Here is a 14191-nt window from a genome sequence, read left to right as displayed (position 1 = left end):
CTGAATCGCTCATTCAAGCGGTTTCAGGCCGTCGAGCAAGGTCGGCACCAGTTCGCTCACGGTCGGGTGCACGTGCATCGCGTATTGCAGCGTCGTGTAGGGCGCGTCGGCCGTCATCGTGTCGATGAATGTGTGGATCGCCTCGTCGCCCTCGATGCCGAATATCGCCGCGCCCAGGATGCGTTGCGTCTGCGGATCGACCAGCGCCTTCATGAAGCCGTCCGTCTCGCCGCGTTCGCGCGCGCGGCCCACGCGCGACATCGGCATCGTGGCGATGAGCGCGGGTTTGCCGCGCTCGCGCACTTCGCGCTCGCTCATGCCGACGCGCGCGAGCGGCGGATCGACGTACACGGCGTAAGCGGGAATGCGTGTGTCGGCGCTGCGCGATTTGCCGTCGAGCAGATTCGCCGCGACGATCTGGAAGTCGTCGTAGGAAGTGTGCGTGAACGCGCCACGGCCATTTACGTCGCCCAGCGCCCAGATGCCCTGAACGCGCGTGCGCAATTGTCCATCGACGGCGATCAGCCCGTGGGCGTCGCGCTCGATACCCGCGGCGTCGAGCCCCAGATCGTCGGTGTTCGGCAGGCGCCCCGTCGCAAAGAGCAGATGCGAAACGTCGAGCGGACCGCTGTCGAGCGCGATGCGCACGCCCGCCTGGCCGTCGCGCGGCGCGACGCTGCGCGGCTCTGCGCCGAAGCGAAATTCCACGCCTTCGCTTGCGAGCACATCCTGCACGGCGCGCGAAAAATCGTCGTCCTCGCGAGCGAGCACGCGTTGCCCGCGCACGAGCACCGTCACGCGGCTGCCGAAGCGGCGGAACATCTGCGCGAATTCGAGTGCCACGTAGCTGCCGCCGCAGATCGCCAGATGCTCCGGCAATTGCTCCAGCGCGAGCAGCGTCGAGTTGGTTTCGTAGCGGATCGCCTCTAAGCCGGGAATGGCGGGAATCTGCGCGCGCGTGCCCGTGTTGATGAAGATTTCGGGCGCCTCGAGATCGATCTGCGTACCATCGTGCGCCGCGACGCGCACCGCATGCGCGCCCGTGAAGCGCGCGTGCCCCGTGAACACGGTGACGTTCGGCGTATGGCGCAGCCAACTCTCGACGCCATCGCGCGACGCCGCGATGATGCGATCCTTGCGCGCCTTCACGAACGCGAGATCGACATGAACGTCACCCGGCAGCGCGCCATTTCCAGTTTGCACGCCGAAGTCCGCCGCATGGCGCACCACGTGTGCGGCACGCGCGCAGGCGACATACGCCTTGGTCGGCGTGCAGCCCACGTTCACGCAGGTCCCGCCGAACGACGCGCGCTCGATCACCGCCGTCTTGCGCCCGCTCTTCGCAAGCCTTACCGCGAGCGGCGGCCCGCTCTGCCCCGTGCCGATCACGATCGCATCGAAACGTTGTGCCATGCCGCCCTCCTTTGCCGTTGACGCGAGTTGAGCCGCAAGTTGAATCGACTCTCCAGGCGAGCCGCCGCGAGATGCGAAAGGCGGCAGATCGCGCCATCTTACGCGCGACGAACGGCCACCGCCCGCAGCGTGATTCAGCGAATCGGGTGCGTATCGGCGTGCATCGCGAAGGGGGACGCATGCGCAAAAAAAGAGCCGCCTCACACGTCGAGGCGGCTCACAGGGTGACGTCACAACAGCAAACGGGCGAAGCCGCTGCGCGTCAGGGGGATCGGCGAACGCCACGCGCGGCTGCGTCAGGCGTTCGATGGATGTGTGATTGGAGACTCAGTCGTTAAACGTAGGCAAATTCGGTTAGGCAAATCGAGTGCGCGCGCAATCCATGCACAATCAATGCACGCAATCAGTGGGCGCGCATTCCCCATGGCCCGCGTTCCAGAGATCGCGCGAGCGCTGGAATGCGGCGCGCGCGCCGCGCGTAGCCATCATCAGCCCGACTTGGCCCATATTGAAGTCGAGCGACACCATCAGCTGCATCAGGTCCACCATCGGCAGAACCAACGCTGGCTGATACAACTGTCGTTCGAAAAAGGATTTCATGACTGCTCCCGCTGCATGCCCCGCATCCTTCTGACGCAGGGTCATTCAATGGTTGTCATTCTAGGAATGCAGCGAGCGCTGATAAATGGGCCGTCCGCGAAGTCACTTGTCGAAAATCGCAAACAATCGAAACAAATGCGGGGGCACCTGGTGCGGCGTTGCGCCCGGCCCTGCCACACGGTGCTTTGCGCGAGTCCCGGCTCGCGCGGACGCGCTTCAGTCGAGAGGAGTGGCCACGAATTCCGGCAGCGTCTCGGCTCGCGCGGAAAGCGCGGCGATCGCCGGATATCGTGCGGGATCAGCGCAGCCAGGCAGGATGTACTGGTTGAAACGCCACGCAACGGCCGCGGTGATATCGGCTTGCGTGATGCGGCCCGCGCACAGCCAGCCGTCGCGGCCCGCCACGAGCTGGTCGAGCACGGCCCAGGCCGCGTGCATCTGGGCGTTCACGCGCTCGAACCACGGCTCGTGCTGGCGCTCGGCGGGGCGCAACTGGCGCTCATAAACCTGCTGCACCGTCTTTTCCATCGCCGCGAGCGCGAAACCGTTCACACGCAGCGCAAAAGTCCGCTCCTGCGTCTCCTCTGGCATGAGCCGCTGCGCGGCTGGCACCTTGCGGTCCAGGTAGTCCAGGATCAGCGTCGAGTCGATCAGCTGCGTGCCGTCGTCGTCGATCAAGGTGGGCGCCTTGACGACGGGATTGATCTGAGCAAATTCGTCGTACTGCCGAAATACCGAAATACTGCGGTGCTCGAACGTCAGGCCGAGCACATGAAGCGAAATCGCGACGCGACGCACATAGGGAGAGTCCATCATGCCGATCAACTGCATGGGTTCACCTCGCACAGGAAAAGGGGATCGAGCGTCGATCTTGCAGGAAGCCCCGTCGTATTTCAAGACACGCTGGGCGCACCCGGTCGGGCGGCATTGCATTTCCACGTTTCCAGTGGAGGAAAAAATGGTGCCGCATGAATGTTTTGCCGCGGTTCGTTGTGCAAAAACACACCGTGTCGATGTGCCACGCCCTGTTCGTTACGCGACAGGGCTACATTTGTTAGCAGACGTCCGATCTGACGCGTCGCGGCATTGTTGCGACGCAGCGCCCAGCCCCGTGCATGAACGCTTTTTCGCCGCGCCATGCTGCTTAAGGCCCAGCGGCGCACTGGAGCCAAGCAAAGGATGCCGAAGCATTACGCAGACCGCATGAAAGCGCGTTTTTGCGCGCCACATGTGCTGCAGTGCATGGCCGGGAAACTCCTGGATTCGGACGCCGAACGACTGAGATAGTCTGAATGCACAAGGAGACGAAATCATGAGACAAGCATTCAATGTTGGTGTTGTCATCGTCCTCGCACTCCTCCTCGCGAATCGGGCCATGACACGTGTGCAGGCTCACGAGGCTGGCTCGCTGACCTGCGCCCAGGGCTCCGCACTCGTCAAGGCCGAAGCGCTCGTGCGCGGATTCGGCGAGCGCGGCGCGAGCAGCCAGAGCGAAAACTTCCTCTCTTCCTGTCTCGTTTCGGGCCAGGGTCAAGTCGGCGACCTGATCGCCCACGACTGAACCCCCAGCGCAGCGCCGCCAACCGGGCGTGGTGCGCGGCGCCGCGCCTTTCGACGGCTCGGCAGGTGATGGTCTGCTCTCTCGCGGACCCGCCGCCGGAGCGCGCTGATGACCGACCCGCACAACGCCGTACACCACTCGGCTGAATAGGACCACACGCCTGACGCGATCGTCTGCGCGCAGGCTTTTCACTGGTTCGCCAACGCCACCTCGCTCGCCGAAATTCTGCATGTGGTCAAACCCGGTGGCCGCCTCGGCCTGATCTGGAACTTGCGCAATGCGAGCGTCGAGTGGGTCGCTCGGCTCGACGCCACCGTCAATCGCGCCGAAGGCGACACGCCGCTACTACACGGGAAAATGGCGCCGCGCCTTCCAGTTTGCCGGATTCGGGCCTCTGCACGAGTAGCGTTTCGCGCAGGGCCATACCGGCTCGCCAGAGAACGTAATTGCGGCCTTACCGCCTGAAGAGCAGGCCCGCATCGAAGTGCGAATTGCGCGCACTTATCGATTCGGAGCCCGAGTTGCGCGCGCAAGCCATCGTCTCGGTGCCTAACGGCACAGCAGCGTTTCACTGCATCAAGCAGCCCCGGCGTGCCGGAGCGCATCGCTTTGGGTTGCCAATGCCCGGGTTGGCGGCGAGAATGCTCGCGGACCACGGAGAATCTATGAAAGGTTACGTCCTGTTGTTTGGAGTCAGCATGCTGACGGCGTGCACATCGGTGACTGCCGTCAATTCGAGACAGGATGGTCATCTCACCGTCACGAGCCGCGCGCGCTGGGATCTGGTTTCGTGGAATCACGTGCGCGCAGCCGGGCTCAGCGAAGCCGAGGACTACTGCGAAAAGCAGAAGAAGCAGTTACACACGGTCGAGATCCACAGTGAGGGCTTGCGCGGCGTGACGTCCCAGACAGTAGAGGTAATATTCGACTGCATCTGATGCGCTCCACACAGTTTCTCGCTTACCCGCGCCAAACGGGCGTTGCAGCCCGTTTCCCCCGCTGTTGCCGACTAAATTCCTTGCGATAGCGCAATAGTTTGTTGTCGTTCACCCTGATATTCAAACCGCATGACCACGCTAAACTGACGATACACTTTGTTACGTTTAGAGCCGAGTCATGTTGACCGCTTTCTTCATCGCCTGCCCCTTTGGCATCGCGGCATTGTTCGGATTTGCGCGGCTGATCAATCCGCTGACCGGGAAGATCGGTAATCGTTGAGTGCGCAAGCGCCTTGTTGCGGCGCAGCGCTCGACTGATCCTCGCGCCGCCATTTTTGCGCGTCCGCCCTGAGCTTCTCCCGCCTTCTTTGGTTTCTACCTTCGCCTTAGCCAATTCCCTTCGCGCGCCCGCACGGATTTAGCCATGCGAATAAAAAACCCGCGAAGCCTAACGCTATCGCGGGTTTTCGGATTCCAGCGGAAGACGCTGGAACGACATCTGGTGCCGGGGACCGGACTCGAACCGGCAAGCCGTTAGGCGGCGGATTTTCGTCACACCACGTCTTTCGACGCCACGCGTCCCTGCATGGACGCGCGTTCGTGCGCTGGACTATGCCTTCGCCGTCGCTGAGCGCCGCGTGTCTCACGCCGCGCACCGCCTTAGGCGCCCCCCGTCTAGTCTCTACACCTTCCTGACCGCCGCTTTGCGCAGCAGCCGGCTTGGCTCGGCGTTGCCTCGGCGCCTCGCGCGCAACGCGCTTCAAGGCCCAGGGGGTTCGCCGAATTTGAGGGGTTCTGCACCAGCCGTTTCCGGTTGGGCACTCAATTTTTCTTAAGTCCGCTATGTTTACCAATTTCATCACCCCGGCAGGGCGGACGCGATTCTACCATTGCGCGGCGCGCGTCCCAAAGGCGCGACGGGGGACCGCATCCGTCATCTCGCGGTCACACGTGTTTTTCATAATCGGCCCCATCGAAAACGTTTACAAACGACCCCGGGGCCGCTCGCATGACGCCAACCATCAAGGATGTCGCCGCACACGCCGGATTCTCGATCGCCACGGTCTCGCGTGCGATCAACGCGCCTCATACCGTCAACCCCATCACCCTCGCGCGCGTGCGCGAAGCCATCGACGCGCTGAAGTTCCGCCCGAACCCGCTCGGCAGGCAGTTGCGCGGCGAGCGCACGCGCCTCATCGGCGTGGTGCTGCCCACGCTCGCCAATCCGGTGTTCGCCGAGTGCCTGCAGGGCATCGACGAGCTTGCCGCAGCGCAGGGCTTTCGCCTCATGCTGATGACCACGCAGTACGACGCCGATCGCGAGCGTCATGCGATCGAGACGTTGCGCGCGCAACGTGTCGAGGGTCTGATCCTGACCGTGGCCGACGCCGACACGCACCCCCTGCTCGACGAACTCGACGCAGATGGCCCGCTCTACGTGCTGATGCACAACGACACGAAGCGCCGCCCTTCGGTATCGGTGGACAACCATCAGGCCGCCTGCGACGGCGTGCGCATGCTCATCGCACACGGCCATCGCCGCATCCTCATGCTGGCCGGCACGCTGGCCGCCTCCGACCGCGCGCGCCAGCGTCATGCCGGCTATGCCCTCGCGATGCAGCAGGCCGGCCTCACGCCCGCGCCGGCCCTTGAAATCGATTTCAACGCGCAAGAGCTCGCGCCTTCCGTGCTCGCGCATCTGACAAGCGGGCCCGCGCGCCCCACGGCCCTCTTCTGCAGCAATGACCTGCTCGCCATGGTCGTGATGCGCGGGCTGCGCCGCGCGCGCCTGCGCGTGCCGCAGGACATGTCGATTCTCGGCTTCGACGGCCTCGCAATGGGCGAACTGCTCGCACCGCCACTCGCGAGCATCGGCACGCCGAACCGCGACATCGGCCGCGAAGCGTGGCATTGCCTGATGGCGCGCATCGGCGGCCAATACGCGGGGCCGCTCGCCAACGCGCTGCCGCACACATTGCGCGCGGGCGGCACCATCGCGGCGATCGCGCACGCGCCGCTCGGCGCGCGTGGGAGCGCGATCGATCGAGATCTCGAACTCGGCGGCGCGCGTTCGTGAGCCGCTTTTGTGCGCCGTTAGCACGCCTGAAAAACAAACCGAACAGCCTGAACAATCCGGGCCGTGCACGCACACGGCCCTCATCCACCAGAACGCTCTCGCAACCGACCTGGAGACCTGCCGTGACCCGCCGACTCGCCTTTGCCGGCCCGCTTTCGCTTGTGCCCGTGCACGCCGCCCTACGTACGCTAGCCACGCGCGTACGGCGCTTAACCCGCTTAGTCTGCTTAGCCCCCTTGTCCCGCGCCCTGCCGCTCGCCGCGAGCGCCGTCGCCCTCGTGGCAGGCCTTGCCGCACCGCTCACGGCACAGGCCGATCAAACCGCGATCTGCTACAACTGCCCGCCCGAATGGGCCGACTGGGCAAGCCAGATCCAGGCGATCCAGAAAGAGACCGGCATCCGCGTGCCGTTCGACAACAAGAACTCCGGCCAATCCATCGCACAACTGATGGCTGAGCAGAAGAGCCCGGTCGCCGATGTCGTCTATCTCGGCGTTTCGTCGGCATTCCAGGCGAAGGACAAGGGTGTGATCACGCCGTACAAGCCCGCGCACTGGAGCGACATTCCTGCCGACCTGAAGGACCCGCAAGGCTACTGGTTCGCCATCCACTCGGGCACGCTCGGCTTCTTCGTCAACAAAGATGCGCTAGAAGGCAAGCCGGTGCCGCGCTCGTGGGCCGATCTCCTCAAGCCAGAGTACAAGGGCATGGTCGGCTACCTCGATCCGTCGAGCGCCTTCGTGGGCTATGCGGGCGCAGTGGCCGTGAATCTCGCGTTGGGCGGCACGCTCGAGAACTTCCAGCCCGCTTTCGAATGGTTCGGCAAACTCAAGGCCAACCAGCCAATCGTGCCGAAGCAGACCGCCTACGCGCGCGTGCTCTCGGGTGAGATTCCCATCCTGCTCGACTACGACTTCGACGCCTACCGCGCCAAATACAAGGACCACGCGAATGTCGAGTTCGTGATCCCGAAGGAAGGCACGATTTCGGTGCCCTACGTCATGAGCCTCGTGAAGAACGGGCCGCACGAAGCGAACGGCAAGAAGGTGCTCGACTTCGTGCTTTCCGACGAAGGCCAGAAGCTCTGGGCCAATGCCTACCTGCGCCCGGTGCGCGCGAGCGCGCTCTCGCCGGAAGCGGCTTCGAAGTTCCTGCCCGCGAGCGACTACGCGCGCGCAAAGCCGGTGGACTTCGCAAAGATGGCGGCGCAGCAACAGGCCTTCGGCGAGCGCTATCTGCAGATCATGCACTGAGACTCCAGCCGATCACTTCCATGCATGACCTCACTTTTCCGCTGCGCTGGCGCCTGGCGCTCATCGCGCCGGCGCTCGCGGTGTTCCTCGCATTCTGGCTGCTGCCGATGATCGCGCTCGTGCAGGTGAGCGCCGACGGGCATTTCATCGAAACTTATCGCGCACTGCTAACGAATGGCCGCTACATGCGTAGTCTGGGCGCGACCATCGCGCTCTCGGCGGCCGTAACCGCGGCAACGCTCGTGATCTCCACGATCTGCGGCCTTCTGCTCGCGCGGCGCTCGTTTTCGGGGCGCCGTGCGCTCGTCGCGCTGCTCACGTTTCCGCTGGCGTTTCCGGGCGTGGTGGTCGGCTTTATGGTCATCATGCTCGCGGGCCGCCAGGGGCTCATCGGCGCGCTTTCGCTGCGGCTCACCGGCGAGCGCTGGGTATTCGCGTACTCGATGGCGGGACTCTTCGCGGGCTACCTGTACTTCTCGATCCCGCGCGTGATCGTGACCGTGATGGCCTGTGCAAGCCAGCTCGACGGCTCGCTCGAAGAGGCCGCGCGATCGCTTGGCGCGTCGTCCTGGCGCGTGCTCTGCGACGTGATCCTGCCCGCGCTCGCGCCCGGCCTCGTCGCCGCAGGGGCGATCTGCTTCGCGACCGCGATGGGCGCGTTCGGCACCGCGTTCACGCTCGCCACCGACATTGACGTCCTGCCGATGACCATCTATACCGAGTTCACGCTCAACGCCAACATGGTGACGGCGGCGGGCCTGTCCATCGTGCTCGGTCTCGTCACGTGGGCGGTGCTCACGCTCGCGCGCAGCGTGACGGGTGCGGCCGTCGCGGCCACCGCATGAGCGCACTGTGGTTTTCGAGGACTCCAGAATGAATTCGGTCGTCAATTCCGCAGCCTCGGCGGCGCGCGACATGCACGAAGCACCGGGCCAGCCGCCCGCCGCGCGGCGGCGCTTCGCGCCGCCCTCGGCGCGCACATGGATTGCGTGCGCGCAATGGCTCGTCACGCTCGCCACATGCGCGTTTCTCATCGTGCCCGTGGTGATGTCGATCGTCGCGGGGCTCACCGTCAACTATTTTCGTGGCGTGGCGAGCGGCCTCACGCTGCGTTGGCTCGACCAGGTCTGGACGCAGTATCACGCGAGCGTATTCCTCTCGCTCGAAGTGGCGGCTGCCACGCTCGCCATCACGCTCGTGACCGGCGTGCCGGCGGGCTATGCGCTCGCGCGCAGCCGCACGCGTCTCTCGCGTTTCATCGAGGAGTTGCTCGTGCTGCCCGTGGCCCTGCCCGGCCTCGCTTCAGCGCTCGCGCTGCTCGTGGTGTATGGCGGCTTCAGCGCATTTCGCATGAGTGCGGCGTTCATCGTGGTCGGTCACGTGGTCTTCACGCTGCCGTTCATGGTGCGGCCCGTGGCGGCCGTGTGCGCGTCGGCGGACCTGCGCACGCTCGAAGAAGGCGCCGCGAGCCTCGGCGCGAGCTTCTGGCAGCGCTTCACGACCATCGTGCTGCCCAACGCCCGGCCCGGCATCGTGGCGGGCGCGCTCGCGGTGCTCACGCTCTCGATCGGCGAATTCAACCTCACGTGGATGCTGCATACGCCTGACACCAAAACGCTGCCAGTGGGCCTCGCGGACACCTACGCGTCGCTGCGCATCGAAGTAGGCAGCGCTTACACGATCCTCTTCTTCCTCATGACGATGCCGCTGCTCGTGGCGATGCAATGGCTCGGCGTGGACGTGCCTGGCTCCTCAGGAAAGCCATCTGGCACGCAGGGTCGCGCAGGCCAGCAAAAGAACAACAAGGATTCCGAATGAAACTCGAACCGATCCCGATTACGCTCACGCGCTGTGCGAAGACGTTTCGCGGCACGCGCGTGCTCGAACCGCTCGACCTTGCGATCGGCGCGGGCGAAACGCTCGTGTTGCTCGGCCCTTCGGGCTGCGGCAAGACCACCACGCTGCGCATGATCGCGGGTCTGGAAACGCCCGACGCCGGCGGCCGCGTGGCCTTCGGCGACGAGGATGTGACCGCTCAGCCCATCGAGCGGCGCAAGGTCGGCATGGTGTTCCAGAACTACGCGCTCTTTCCGAACCTCGACGTGCGCGGCAACATCGGCTATGGCCTGAAGATCCAGCGCGTGCCCGCCGCCGACGCGCGTGCACGCGTGGACGAACTGCTCGCGATGATGCGTCTCGAAGCGCACGCGGCCAAGCCCATCAACCAGCTTTCGGGCGGCCAGCGCCAGCGTGTGGCGCTCGCACGCGCGCTCGCGCCACGCCCGCGTGTGCTACTGCTGGACGAGCCGCTCACCGCGCTCGATGCGCGCCTGCGCGACACCCTGCGCAGCGAGATGAACGCGCTCTTGCGCGAGCTGGGCGTGACGACGGTCTACGTCACGCACGATCAGGCCGAGGCGATGGAACTGGGCGACCGCATCGTCGTGATGAGCGCGGGCCGCATCGAGCAGATCGGCACGCCACGCGAGATCTACTTCCAGCCTGCGAGCCGCGCGGTCGCGCAGTTCGTCGGCACGCTCAACCGGATCGCCGGAGAATGGCAAGGCGGCATGCTGCGCACGAGCGGCGGCGCCGTGCCGGCCAGCGCGTCGCAGATCGCCGGAGCCGCCGAACTGTATTTCCGCCCCGAAGACGCCACGCTCGCCGACCCGCTCGCCGCGCAGCTACGCGGCGTGATCGAGCAGGCGACCTTTCTTGGCGAGCGCACGCGCCTTACCATTGGCGGCGCCGCGCCCGATGCCCTGCTCGTCGACGTAGCGGGCCGCGTCGAGCTGGCACGCGGCACGCCGGTCGGCATCTCGATCGCCCCTGAAGCGCTTATCGCGCTCGCGTAAATCTTACAAAACGAGGACTACCATGCTGCTCGCCCAAATCAGCGACCTGCACATCAAGCCACCGGGCGCGCTCGCCTATCGCCGCGTCGATACGGCCGCGAGCCTGGCACGCACCATCGCGCGGTTGAACGCGCTCACGCCGCGCCCCGACGCGGTGCTCATGACCGGCGACCTCGTCGACCAGGGATCGGTCGAGGAATACCGGCACCTCAAAACGCTGCTCGACACGCTCGAGATTCCGTACTGGCTCCTGATCGGCAACCACGACGCGCGCGAGCCGGTGCGCGAAGTGTTTGCCGATCGGCCCGAACTGCGCGAGGGCGGCGAGTTCATCCAGTACGCGGTGGACCTCGGCCCGCTGCGCGTGATCGCACTCGACTCCATGCAGCCGGGGCAAAGCGCGGGCACGCTCTGCGAAACGCGCCTCGCGTGGCTCGCGCAGCAGCTCGAGGCGGCGCGCGGCAAGCCCGTGGTCGTCGCGCTCCATCACCCGCCGTTCGACTGCGGCATTGGCCACATGGATGCGATGCGCCTCGACGACAGCGCCGCGCAGGCGCTCGAAGCGCTCGTGGCACGGCACCCCAACGTCGAGCGCGTGCTGTGCGGTCACGTGCACCGGCCCATGTTCGTGCGCTTCGGTGGCACGATCGCCGCGGCGGTGCCCGCGCCCGCTCACCAGGTCACGCTAGACCTCGCGCCCGATGCGCCCTCTACCTTCACGCTCGAGCCGCCCGCCTTCGCGCTGCATCGCTACGACCCGCACGGCGGAATCGTGACGCACCATGGCTACGTCGAGACATTCGACGGCCCGTATCCGTTCTACGAGCCCTCGGGCGAGTTGATCGGCTGACTGCGCGGCTGAACCCGCGGCTGACTGCGCCGCTAAACGCACGACTGGCGGCGCGCTCCCGCGCTGCCAGCGCGATTGCGCGCGCTCCGGTATGATCGGCACGCTCGAAGCCTGCCTTCCGTATCACCGGGCGCCGCCCGCATTTCGCACATGTCGACACCTGATTCCGCAACCGCTGGCGAAAGCCGGTCGCTGCGCGGCCTGCTGCTCCTGCTCGCGACCATCGCGGGCGTCACGGTCGCGAACATCTATTTCAACCAGCCGCTGCTCGACGACTTCCGCCAGAGCTTCCCGACTGGCGCTGCGTGGATCGGCGCCGTGCCGGCCGGCACCCAGCTAGGCTACGCAGCCGGCATGCTGCTGCTCGCGCCGCTCGGCGACCGCTACGACCGCCGCCGCATCATCCTGCTGCAAACGGCCGGCTTGTGCGTTGCCCTGCTCGTCGCGGCGACCGCGCCTTCGCTTGCCGTGCTGGTCGCCGCGAGCCTCGCAATCGGCATCCTCTCCACCATCGCGCAGCAGGCCGTGCCGTTCTCCGCCGAACTCGCGCCGCCCGAGGCGCGCGGCCACGCTGTCGGCACCGTGATGAGCGGCCTCTTGCTCGGCATCCTGCTCGCGCGCACGGCGGCCGGGTTCGTCGGACAGTACTTCGGCTGGCGCGCGGTGTTCGGAGCGTCGATCGTCGCGCTGCTCGTGCTTGCGGTCGTGATCGTGAAGAAGCTGCCGAAGAGCCAGCCCACCTCGACGCTCGGCTACGGCAAGCTGCTCGGCTCCATGTGGCATCTCGTGCTGGACCTGCCCGGCCTGCGCGAAGCGTCGGCAACGGGCGCTTGCCTCTTCGCCGCGTTCAGTCTCTTCTGGCCCGTGCTCACGCTGCTGCTCGCGGGCGAGCCCTTCCATCTCGGGCCTCAGGCCGCGGGGCTTTTCGGCATCGTCGGCGCGGCGGGCGCCATGGCCGCGCCGATGGCGGGCCGCTCCGCCGACAAGCGCGGGCCGCGCGCGGTCATCACGATGTCGATCGCGCTGATGGCGCTCGCCTTCGTCATCTTCGCGTTTTCGGGAAGAAGCCTGATCGGCCTCGTGATCGGCGTGATCGTGCTCGACGTCGGCGTGCAGGCCGCGCAGATCTCGAATCAGTCGCGCATCTATGCGCTGCGCCCCGAGGCGCGCAGCCGCGTCAATACGGTGTTCATGGTGTGCTACTTCATCGGCGGTGCGACCGGCTCTGCCGTGGGTGTGACCGCCTGGCGCGCGTTCGGCTGGGTCGGCGTGTGCATTGCCGGCATCGCGTTCACGGCCCTCGCGGGCTGGATTCACCACGCAACGCGCCCGCGCGTGGACGCGGGCGCACAGGCTTCTTCCTGAGGGCTGGCTGGCAGCGCTACTTGCGCGCGTACAGCAGATCCGTCATGTCGTCGGCATGCTCTTCCTCCGTCGCGAGGATTTGCTCGAAGATGCGCCGCGTGGTCGTGTCGTCGTGGCCGAGATAGTTGATGATCGCGCGATAACTCTCGATCGCGATGCGCTCCGCGATCAAATTTTCGCGGATCATGTCCTTCAGGTCGGCCCCTTCCTTGTATTCCGAGTGCGAGCGCCCAACTAGCGTCGCCGGCGAAAAGTCAGGTTCGCCGCCGAGTTGCACGATGCGCGCCGCGAGCATGTCGGCGTGTTGCTGCTCCTCGTTCGCGTGCTGAAGAAACTCGGCCGCCACCGACTCGGATTCGATGCCCTTCGCCATGAAATGGTGCCGCTTGTAGCGCAGCACGCACACGAGTTCCGTGGCGAGCGAATCGTTGAGCAGCTTGAGCACGGTCTGGCGATTGGCGGGATAGTCCGGCGTGACCGACCCCTGATCGAGATTGTTGCGCGCTTCATCGCGCACGCGTTTGAGATCGAACTCAAACGAAGCGTGTGTCTTCGACATCTGACTCTCCTTCGAACATGGCATGCACGAGTGGGTTGTGCGGAGCGGGTTTTGCGTTGCGTGTGTCATCCGTGCATCACGCCAAGCAGTAGCGTGACCACGAAGACCACGAGGAAGATATAGAACAGGATCTTGGCGATCTCGGCCGCGCCCGCGGCGATGCCTGTGAAGCCGAACACAGCGGCGATGATCGCGATGATGAAAAACACGATGGCATAGTGAAGCATGGCGTGGTCCTCCTTGTGGGCGGATGGCTGCGCTATGTCGCGCCTGCATCAGTGCTAGCGCAAGCAGCGGACCCGACGCGGGCGTAGACGGAGGCATGGTGTGGAGGCACGGCGTGGAGACACATGGCGGCACAAATGACCGGGCACGCGACATGCGGCACAGTCGTCTCCTTTGACACCGTGGAGGACTTCCTCATGAAACGCCTGATTGCCCTCTTTCTCGCTACCGCTTCGTTGGCAGCGCTCTCGGCCTGCAACACGATGGCGGGTGCCGGCGAGGACGTTTCCGCAGGCGGCCACGCCCTCACGAACTCCGCGGAAAAGGCGAAGTAGTTGTCTGGCAGACGGTAAAGGCGCCGGGATGACGGCTGACGTGCGCGACGAGTGCGTAACGCGCGTTGCAGCACGCGCGCGGGTGGCTGAGTGACACCTGCCCGCATCGATCGCCGGCAAACGATGAAGACGTGGCCGCTCCGCACCTCACATGCGGGGC

The 14191-nt window shown here is 65.6% G+C and carries 15 protein-coding genes and 1 pseudogene; 11 read left to right on the top strand and 5 right to left on the bottom strand.

Annotation, left to right across the window (positions count from 1 at the left end):
- Positions 1 to 9: 9 nt before the first annotated feature.
- From L0U83_RS05410 to L0U83_RS05400, 3 genes are all read right to left on the bottom strand, one after another.
- Positions 10 to 1413: an FAD-containing oxidoreductase gene (locus L0U83_RS05410; RefSeq protein WP_233881262.1), complete on the bottom strand. Its 1404-nt coding sequence runs from the start codon at positions 1411 to 1413 to the stop codon at positions 10 to 12.
- A gap of 390 nt (positions 1414 to 1803) precedes the next feature.
- Complete coding sequence (locus L0U83_RS05405; protein WP_233881260.1) at positions 1804 to 2013, bottom strand: hypothetical protein; 210 nt, start codon at positions 2011 to 2013, stop codon at positions 1804 to 1806.
- 216 nt (positions 2014 to 2229) lie between these two features.
- Positions 2230 to 2844 carry a glutathione S-transferase family protein gene (locus L0U83_RS05400; RefSeq protein WP_233881258.1) on the bottom strand — a complete coding sequence of 205 codons (615 nt, stop codon included), beginning with the start codon at positions 2842 to 2844 and terminating at the stop codon, positions 2230 to 2232.
- Positions 2845 to 3325: 481 nt separating this feature from the next.
- On the opposite strand from L0U83_RS05400, the gene L0U83_RS05395 reads away from it, so the two are divergent.
- From L0U83_RS05395 to L0U83_RS05355, 10 genes and pseudogenes are all read left to right on the top strand, one after another.
- Positions 3326 to 3574, top strand: a complete 249-nt coding sequence (locus L0U83_RS05395; RefSeq protein WP_233881256.1) for a hypothetical protein — start codon at positions 3326 to 3328, stop codon at positions 3572 to 3574.
- Between the two features lie 162 nt (positions 3575 to 3736).
- Positions 3737 to 4039 (top strand): annotated as a pseudogene (locus L0U83_RS40815) (hypothetical protein); the annotation flags it as partial.
- 200 nt (positions 4040 to 4239) lie between these two features.
- A complete protein-coding gene (locus L0U83_RS05390; RefSeq protein WP_201700423.1) occupies positions 4240 to 4512 on the top strand; it encodes a hypothetical protein in 273 nt (90 codons plus the stop codon).
- A gap of 1009 nt (positions 4513 to 5521) precedes the next feature.
- A complete protein-coding gene (locus L0U83_RS05385) occupies positions 5522 to 6589 on the top strand; it encodes a LacI family DNA-binding transcriptional regulator (protein WP_233881254.1) in 1068 nt (355 codons plus the stop codon).
- A 236-nt stretch (positions 6590 to 6825) separates the two neighbouring features.
- The gene (locus L0U83_RS05380; protein ID WP_373321000.1) at positions 6826 to 7842 is read left to right on the top strand and encodes an ABC transporter substrate-binding protein; all 1017 of its coding nucleotides are present in this window, start codon (positions 6826 to 6828) and stop codon (positions 7840 to 7842) included.
- A gap of 20 nt (positions 7843 to 7862) precedes the next feature.
- Entirely contained in the window at positions 7863 to 8687 is an 825-nt protein-coding gene (locus L0U83_RS05375; protein ID WP_233881252.1) for an ABC transporter permease, read from the top strand.
- Positions 8688 to 8715: 28 nt separating this feature from the next.
- Positions 8716 to 9660, top strand: a complete 945-nt coding sequence (locus tag L0U83_RS05370; protein ID WP_373320999.1) for an ABC transporter permease — start codon at positions 8716 to 8718, stop codon at positions 9658 to 9660.
- Complete coding sequence (locus L0U83_RS05365; protein WP_233881250.1) at positions 9657 to 10697, top strand: ABC transporter ATP-binding protein; 1041 nt, start codon at positions 9657 to 9659, stop codon at positions 10695 to 10697. The genes L0U83_RS05370 and L0U83_RS05365 overlap by 4 nt, the downstream gene beginning before the upstream one ends.
- A 22-nt stretch (positions 10698 to 10719) precedes the next feature.
- Positions 10720 to 11547 carry a phosphodiesterase gene (locus L0U83_RS05360; protein WP_233881248.1) on the top strand — a complete coding sequence of 276 codons (828 nt, stop codon included), beginning with the start codon at positions 10720 to 10722 and terminating at the stop codon, positions 11545 to 11547.
- Positions 11548 to 11697: 150 nt separating this feature from the next.
- Positions 11698 to 12912 carry an MFS transporter gene (locus tag L0U83_RS05355; protein ID WP_233881246.1) on the top strand — a complete coding sequence of 405 codons (1215 nt, stop codon included), beginning with the start codon at positions 11698 to 11700 and terminating at the stop codon, positions 12910 to 12912.
- A 16-nt stretch (positions 12913 to 12928) separates the two neighbouring features.
- Here the strand turns inward: L0U83_RS05355 and L0U83_RS05350 are convergent, their stop codons facing one another.
- Together L0U83_RS05350 and L0U83_RS05345 are read right to left on the bottom strand one after the other, a co-directional pair.
- Positions 12929 to 13471: a ferritin-like domain-containing protein gene (locus L0U83_RS05350; RefSeq protein WP_233881244.1), complete on the bottom strand. Its 543-nt coding sequence runs from the start codon at positions 13469 to 13471 to the stop codon at positions 12929 to 12931.
- A gap of 65 nt (positions 13472 to 13536) precedes the next feature.
- Positions 13537 to 13698 (bottom strand): DUF1328 family protein, encoded by a 162-nt coding sequence (locus L0U83_RS05345; RefSeq protein WP_158757523.1) that lies wholly within the window; start codon positions 13696 to 13698, stop codon positions 13537 to 13539.
- Positions 13699 to 13893: 195 nt separating this feature from the next.
- Here L0U83_RS05345 and L0U83_RS05340 point away from each other — a divergent pair, with 195 nt between their 5' ends.
- Positions 13894 to 14031 (top strand): entericidin A/B family lipoprotein, encoded by a 138-nt coding sequence (locus L0U83_RS05340; RefSeq protein WP_233881242.1) that lies wholly within the window; start codon positions 13894 to 13896, stop codon positions 14029 to 14031.
- Positions 14032 to 14191 lie beyond the last annotated feature (160 nt).

The organism is Paraburkholderia flagellata, assembly GCF_021390645.1.
Taxonomy (GTDB): Bacteria; Pseudomonadota; Gammaproteobacteria; order Burkholderiales; family Burkholderiaceae; genus Paraburkholderia; species Paraburkholderia flagellata.
The sequence above is the reverse complement of the archived record's forward strand: the minus strand, read 5'-3'. Positions and strand labels throughout refer to the sequence as shown.

What these genes read in the sequence shown, in the direction of transcription:
- L0U83_RS05340 (WP_233881242.1), top strand. Translation starts at nt 13,894, where the DNA reads ATGAAACGCCTGATTGCCCTCTTTCTCGCTACCGCTTCGTTGGCAGCG.
- L0U83_RS05390 (WP_201700423.1), top strand. Translation starts at nt 4,240, where the DNA reads ATGAAAGGTTACGTCCTGTTGTTTGGAGTCAGCATGCTGACGGCGTGC.
- L0U83_RS05350 (WP_233881244.1), bottom strand. Translation starts at nt 13,471, where the DNA reads ATGTCGAAGACACACGCTTCGTTTGAGTTCGATCTCAAACGCGTGCGC.
- L0U83_RS05385 (WP_233881254.1), top strand. Translation starts at nt 5,522, where the DNA reads ATGACGCCAACCATCAAGGATGTCGCCGCACACGCCGGATTCTCGATC.
- L0U83_RS05395 (WP_233881256.1), top strand. Translation starts at nt 3,326, where the DNA reads ATGAGACAAGCATTCAATGTTGGTGTTGTCATCGTCCTCGCACTCCTC.
- L0U83_RS05355 (WP_233881246.1), top strand. Translation starts at nt 11,698, where the DNA reads ATGTCGACACCTGATTCCGCAACCGCTGGCGAAAGCCGGTCGCTGCGC.
- L0U83_RS05345 (WP_158757523.1), bottom strand. Translation starts at nt 13,698, where the DNA reads ATGCTTCACTATGCCATCGTGTTTTTCATCATCGCGATCATCGCCGCT.
- L0U83_RS05405 (WP_233881260.1), bottom strand. Translation starts at nt 2,013, where the DNA reads ATGAAATCCTTTTTCGAACGACAGTTGTATCAGCCAGCGTTGGTTCTG.
- L0U83_RS05370 (WP_373320999.1), top strand. Translation starts at nt 8,716, where the DNA reads ATGAATTCGGTCGTCAATTCCGCAGCCTCGGCGGCGCGCGACATGCAC.
- L0U83_RS05400 (WP_233881258.1), bottom strand. Translation starts at nt 2,844, where the DNA reads ATGCAGTTGATCGGCATGATGGACTCTCCCTATGTGCGTCGCGTCGCG.
- L0U83_RS05365 (WP_233881250.1), top strand. Translation starts at nt 9,657, where the DNA reads ATGAAACTCGAACCGATCCCGATTACGCTCACGCGCTGTGCGAAGACG.
- L0U83_RS05410 (WP_233881262.1), bottom strand. Translation starts at nt 1,413, where the DNA reads ATGGCACAACGTTTCGATGCGATCGTGATCGGCACGGGGCAGAGCGGG.
- L0U83_RS05375 (WP_233881252.1), top strand. Translation starts at nt 7,863, where the DNA reads ATGCATGACCTCACTTTTCCGCTGCGCTGGCGCCTGGCGCTCATCGCG.
- L0U83_RS05360 (WP_233881248.1), top strand. Translation starts at nt 10,720, where the DNA reads ATGCTGCTCGCCCAAATCAGCGACCTGCACATCAAGCCACCGGGCGCG.